We start from the raw sequence: 5770 nt of genomic DNA, 5'->3' as shown, positions 1-5770 counted from the left end.
TTAGTTTACCCTTACGTGGTCAAGTTTTATCGAATTTTCCAACAAGCCCTAATTAGTTCCCTTAGTAGTGAGTATGGCCACACTTTATCTTTTTTCCAAAAATGTAGTTCCTTTAATTTTAGAAAGTTGCAAGTGTTTCTTGATTGAATTATTTTTCTTCAAAAACCAATTCAGCATATCTATTTCAAAAAGAATGGATTGTAAATTGAAAGTAAATATTGATTTTAACAATCGTCTCCTTAAATGCTTTAATACATCATGAATATCAACAGGATTAAAAGGGTTTAATGAATTTAACAATAGTGTCCTTTTAAAAGAATTAAAATTATGATGAAAAGGGTTTTCCCAATTAGTGTCATTTCTATTTTTCCTGTCGTGATACATTCTTGAATTTGATACAATCCCAACTTTTAAACCATGGTAATGAACTCGATCTAAATAGTTGTTATCTTCAGCATAGTGAATAAATAATGGATCAAACCCCCCAACTAGATTCAAACAATTTCTTGAAATTAACCATGCCGAAGCATTAACGAAATCAATAGGATAAAGAAGATTAGAATTTTTCCCAATCAAATTTTCAGAGATAAGTTCTATACCTCCAATTTTAGAACTTATTAGATAACTCAAAAAAGGAATATCTAACAACTTTCCGCTTCCATCCAAATGAATTGGACTTAAAACACCAAAATCGGTATTTTCCATGTGTTGGAGAACAAGTCTACTAAGGGTTTTGAATTCAACACGTGCATCCTGGTTTAAGAGAAAGACATAATCAGCATCACTGTCCAACACTAAACTTAAACCGATATTATTTGCTTTGCCAAATCCTACATTTATATTAGATTTAATTAGTTTAATATTCGTATATTTTGATTCTATTATATTTACTGTTTCATCAGTCGAATTATTATCTATTACTATAATATCAGTGCTTAAATTGGAGTTCATTAAAGATTCAATACAAGATTCTATATAAAAAGATCCATTATAAGTTACAATTATTGATACTAATTTAATATATTTATTTAAAATTTTATTAACTTCCATCTTAATTTACTTACTAGATATATATCGAAAAAAATCCTTAACAGATATTATATTCATCCATTTTTTTTTTTTAGAAGAAATGATTCATAGGTAATATCACTTGAATCAATATTTAATTTTGCCTGTATCCCTCTTTGTATTACACCAATACCCCAATCAGTATCGATAGTATACATTTCTAAGTCAGTACGCTCAATCCTTAGTTTAATGAAAGCCTTATAACAATCTCCTGTCCATACTTTACTAATTCTTGGAACTTGTTGCATTTCTTTTGACGTTGGCAACATATCATGTAAAAGAATTGTCCCTTTAAGGTTCAATATATTTAATGATTCCAATATATCTTCATAAACTTGGGATGAATGATGTAGACCATCAATAAAAATAATATCAAATTTTTTCTGGTTAATAGAGAAAAACTCTTTAGAAGTCATTAAAAAAGTTGGAGAATTAGCATTCTTATCAGGATCTATTGTTGTTTTTTGAGTAGCCTTAACATTATCTCTGCACAAACCTGTTTGTAATCCTATCTCTAAATAGCTCACATATCTATATTTTTTTATAAACGAGTTTATTATATCCCACCGCATCACCATACTAAAATTATTTTAAAATTAAATATTATTCTATTAAACAGTACTAATCAATTAAAGTCTTTTTATGCCAAACCGTTTTTTGGTTAAAACCGAAATATTCGGCAACCAAATGCTATTGGCTCCTTTCTTAGAAGTGCCAATTTCTCAAATGACTTATCAATACTAAACCTAAGCTTATAGAAAATAAAGTCTCAGCAGTGGTGGATTCATCATACCCACATTTGCTACATCTACGGCTGCTTGGCTGTTTCCCTTTTATATATTCTGAGGATTCAAAACGTTTGCAATTATATTCTTCTTTCCACTTTGAGTCGACAAAATACTCATAGCATTCACGTTAACTTGTGAACCTCTTCTTATATAACTATCCATCAATATCTTAAAATATTGTCATATGACTTGATTTTGAATACAATTTACAAAATAATGCACTCTTAATCAATTAATTGAGTTCTAAATTGGTAACCCTAAAGTTTAATTATAAAACTTTACACAATCAAACGATTAAAAAGATTCCTCTTTTCCATTTTCAAATCCCAGAATTCCCCCAATTTAGTGTCTAATTCAAAAGGGGTTATTTTGGACCATCCACCTCCTGGGTAGTGCGTTAATTCACCAAAAATCGGTAAGTTTTTTACGATATAGATATCAACCCGGACAAAATCCAATCCAAAACATAATGATTCCACAAATGCTATAATTTCATTAAGATTTCTAATTCCATGACTCTTTTCTCCTTTTGGACACTTTATTTTGCCTTCAATAAAATTGCCATTTCGATCAAATAGGGATCTTTTCATATAATTAAATCGTCCAAAATCTACATTAAACATTTTCACTTTGCCACCAAAACAAAAAAACTTATAATCTTGGGGAATTTTTCCCGTTTCATCCTTAATTAATGGCTCTATAATTATATTTTTAGGAATCAGTCCGTATAACCATTCATGAGTATATCTAATAGAAGTAGAAATTGACAATGATTTAAAATTTTTTCATTAGAAAGTTTACTGTTTTTGGTGATTATTAAATTATAGCCGGAGAAGTGGCATCCCTTAATAATAAATTCTGAAGGTAAAGAATGAAACGGAATTTTTTCAGGATTATTTCCAGAAAAAAGGGTAGGAATTAGATGATTTTCCGCAAATTTTTTACCAAATTTTTTCTATAATATTATTTTAACATTTTGCTTATCAGCAGTTTGACACAATAATGGGTTTCTGTCAAAAAGTTTTTTGAAGACCACTTTTTCATTAAAAGTTACTGTCGTCCGACTAATTTATGAAAATTAATTTAAAGTCCTTTAATTGAATTTTAGAGGGCTTTTTTTATGGAATATAAAATATACCCCCTATCCAGACAGGAATAATTGGGTTTGTACGCTTTGAAGGTCTTTTTGAAATATACTTTTAAAATATGTATCGCTATGGAGCAGAAACCTTTCAAGGCTGATATATGAGCATAAATTTTTAGCTGCTATCATTACCATCGTGGAAAAATCCTCTGCCTCTTTAATCCGCTTATGGAGCACTGTAAACAGCAGGTTGAGTATCAGGGCTACCCAGATTTGAATCTTTATCCCGTTCTCACTGTCCGACAAAAAATATTTGAGCTCAAAATTCTGCTTTATCTGCTTAAAAAGCACTTCTATGACCCATCTATTTTTATAAAGTAAAGGTATCGTCAATGCATCCAATCCCTTTAAATTGGTGATAAACTCCAGTATTTCACCGCTTTCCGGATCTCTATAGGTTACCAACCTTACCTCAACTGTCCGAGAAACCCTCTTGTCCCAGTAATTCAGTGAGATAAGCTGGTCTTTTTTAATATCCTTGGAATGGGAGCAGTCAAAATCAAGCACCACTTCATACTTGATATTGTCTTTTTTCCGGGTTACAAAATATCTATTTGAACTGTCCCATTTTTCAAAGCTTGAATAGCGGTTACACCCCTTGTCGAATACTGCTATTCCATGTTCGGGAAGCTCCATTACTTTTAGAAACATTTTTTCATTGGTAGCCGCAGAACGGATACAGATATAATTGGGTACGCCTTCTGCCAGGTTCATTTTGGCAAAGACTTTGGCACCTCCTTTTTTTTTCCGTTTAAGGGATTCCGTCCGGCCCCCTTGAGAATCTCCTAAAATGTGATAGTTGTAGAGTCAAAGACTTCCACCCGGCCAGGATCCACCTCTCCGCCGATATCCAGCCAATTGCCCTGAAGAATTCTCTTATAATAAACGAAAAGCTTTGAATAAAGCACGGCAAAAATCTTGTCGTCACGTTTACGGTTGGCATCTGAGAGCGTGCTTTTCGCTGGCAACTGTTTCATTCCGAAATGGAATAAGTTTTAAGAAAATCAGCCCGATATTCTTGCACACTCCCTTGAGGCTACTGTTGCGCGTCAAAACGGCATAGAACATACAAATGAAGTGGTCCACTGTATTAAGTTTCTTGTAATACCGGTCGGAATCTTCCTGTTTCACAACATCATTGAAAATTTCCTTTGGTAGCAGGGATAAAAGTTGGGCAATAATAGGATGTCCGGACAAAAAATTATTCTTAACTTGCTTCATATTGTTATTTCTTGGTCGAAACAACAATAGAAAAAAGATGGGACAGCTCCAAAAAGCTTCCCATCTTTATTTTTTGTACTATTCTACGATTAAATTATTTAGCTTATTTTTGTTCTCGGACGACAGTAAATAATTATTATCATTTGCAAAAAAAATGATTGCATGAAATTGGTCAGGACAGGCACTACGAACTTTATTGCATAATCCGGGTTGAAAGGGATGGAGGCGAAGAAAATTTTATTTAAATTGAAGCGAGCTTAAATATCATAAAAGTTGAATAGTACAATCAGACCTCTTTACGGCATGGTTTGTTTATTTCAAGGACCACATTAATGGGTCGCTATAAAATTGAATTATCATCCACTACTAAAGTGGTTGGAAACAATAGTTAATAAAACGAATTGGTTTATGAACAAATCGAACAGAAGAAAATTCTTTAAAAAAACGGGGCTGGTAATGCTTTCTTTATTGGCTATTCCTAGTGTTATTGCCCGATCTATTGGTAATATTGGGGGGTTAATAACCGGCAAAACTTCAGGTGTGTTTTTTACAAATGGGTTTAAAATTGTGGAAGTAGATGCCAACACAACCATGCTTTGGACAAGACTTTGTTCACAAGCCTCTCCAAACCCAATCCGGCATGAACGAATAGAAAAGGTATTTCGGCACCCTATTGATTTTGATGAAAACCAGGAGGTTGATAAAATGGATGGGGCTGTGATTTGAGCTGAAGGAAAAGTTAGGGCTATAATTAAACATAAAGATGGAAGAACCATCTACACTTCACCATGGGAAATGGCTTCTGAAGAAAATGATTTTACAGTTAAATTTCCTGTAACTGGCCTTGATGAAGGTACTGATTATTCTATTAATTGGGAAGCAAAGTCAAGTGAAGCGACTGAGGTAAAAGTAGAAAAAGGCTCTTTTTCTACTGCTCCGAGAGATAAAGATGAAGTTCCAGTGCTTTTAACCACCTCTACTTGCCAGTATTTCTGGAGTTTTGATAACAAGGAAAGAGGGTTTCATACTTATGACAGTATGGGAAAACTCAAACCTGATTTTTTTGTTCATACAGGGGATTATATTTATTATGACAAACCTGGTCCTTTGGCTAAGAATATAGAAAAAGCATGTCATAAATGGCATGCAATGAACGGATGGCCATCCTTGAGGGATTTTTTCAAGAAAGTCCCGATATACATGATCAACGATGATCATGATTTATTGAAAGACGATGCCTATTTGGGGAAAGGACCCTATGGAGATTTAACCTTTCAAGAAGGCATAAAACTATGGTATGAAAATGTACCAATTGAAGACAAACCCTACAGAACCGTGAGGTGGGGAAAGGACCTTCAATTTTGGATGGTGGAAGGCAGAGAATACAGGTCTGCCAATGACATGGAAGATGGAGCCAATAAAAGTATTTGGGGCAAAGAGCAAATAGATTGGTTTACAAAATCTGTGGAAGCATCAGATGCTACATTCAAACTTCTTTTTACGGCTACTCCTGTAGTAGGTCCGGATAGAGAAAGAAAGAAAGACAACC

Annotated in this window: 7 protein-coding genes; 2 read left to right on the top strand and 5 right to left on the bottom strand. The window is 33.3% G+C overall.

Annotation, left to right across the window (positions count from 1 at the left end):
• Positions 1–84: 84 nt before the first annotated feature.
• The 5 genes from AAC037_RS18455 to AAC037_RS18435 form a co-directional block, all read right to left on the bottom strand.
• Positions 85–1050, bottom strand: a complete 966-nt coding sequence (locus AAC037_RS18455; protein ID WP_339904649.1) for a glycosyltransferase family 2 protein — start codon at positions 1048–1050, stop codon at positions 85–87.
• A gap of 53 nt (positions 1051–1103) precedes the next feature.
• On the bottom strand, positions 1104–1595 hold the full coding sequence (locus AAC037_RS18450) for a class I SAM-dependent methyltransferase (RefSeq protein WP_339904647.1): 492 nt from the start codon (positions 1593–1595) through the stop codon (positions 1104–1106).
• 539 nt (positions 1596–2134) lie between these two features.
• Positions 2135–2626, bottom strand: coding sequence for an ATP-grasp fold amidoligase family protein (locus AAC037_RS18445; RefSeq protein ID WP_339904646.1), 492 nt, complete (start codon positions 2624–2626; stop codon positions 2135–2137).
• A 371-nt stretch (positions 2627–2997) separates the two neighbouring features.
• Positions 2998–3792 (bottom strand): IS4 family transposase, encoded by a 795-nt coding sequence (locus AAC037_RS18440; RefSeq protein ID WP_339904651.1) that lies wholly within the window; start codon positions 3790–3792, stop codon positions 2998–3000.
• Positions 3786–3977: a hypothetical protein gene (locus tag AAC037_RS18435; RefSeq protein ID WP_339904645.1), complete on the bottom strand. Its 192-nt coding sequence runs from the start codon at positions 3975–3977 to the stop codon at positions 3786–3788. Before AAC037_RS18435 ends, AAC037_RS18440 begins: the two co-directional genes overlap by 7 nt.
• 652 nt (positions 3978–4629) lie before the next feature.
• On the opposite strand from AAC037_RS18435, the gene AAC037_RS18430 reads away from it, so the two are divergent.
• Positions 4630–4947, top strand: a complete 318-nt coding sequence (locus AAC037_RS18430) for a hypothetical protein (protein WP_339904643.1) — start codon at positions 4630–4632, stop codon at positions 4945–4947.
• Between the two features lie 69 nt (positions 4948–5016).
• Positions 5017–5770: alkaline phosphatase D family protein (locus tag AAC037_RS18425; protein ID WP_339904642.1), on the top strand; the 754-nt coding region annotated here is incomplete at its 3' end.

It is taken from the genome of uncultured Cyclobacterium sp., from assembly GCF_963976465.1.
In the GTDB taxonomy this organism is placed as follows: domain Bacteria; phylum Bacteroidota; class Bacteroidia; order Cytophagales; family Cyclobacteriaceae; genus Cyclobacterium.
Note: the sequence above shows the minus strand (reverse complement) of the source record. Positions and strands in the feature narration are given on the sequence as shown.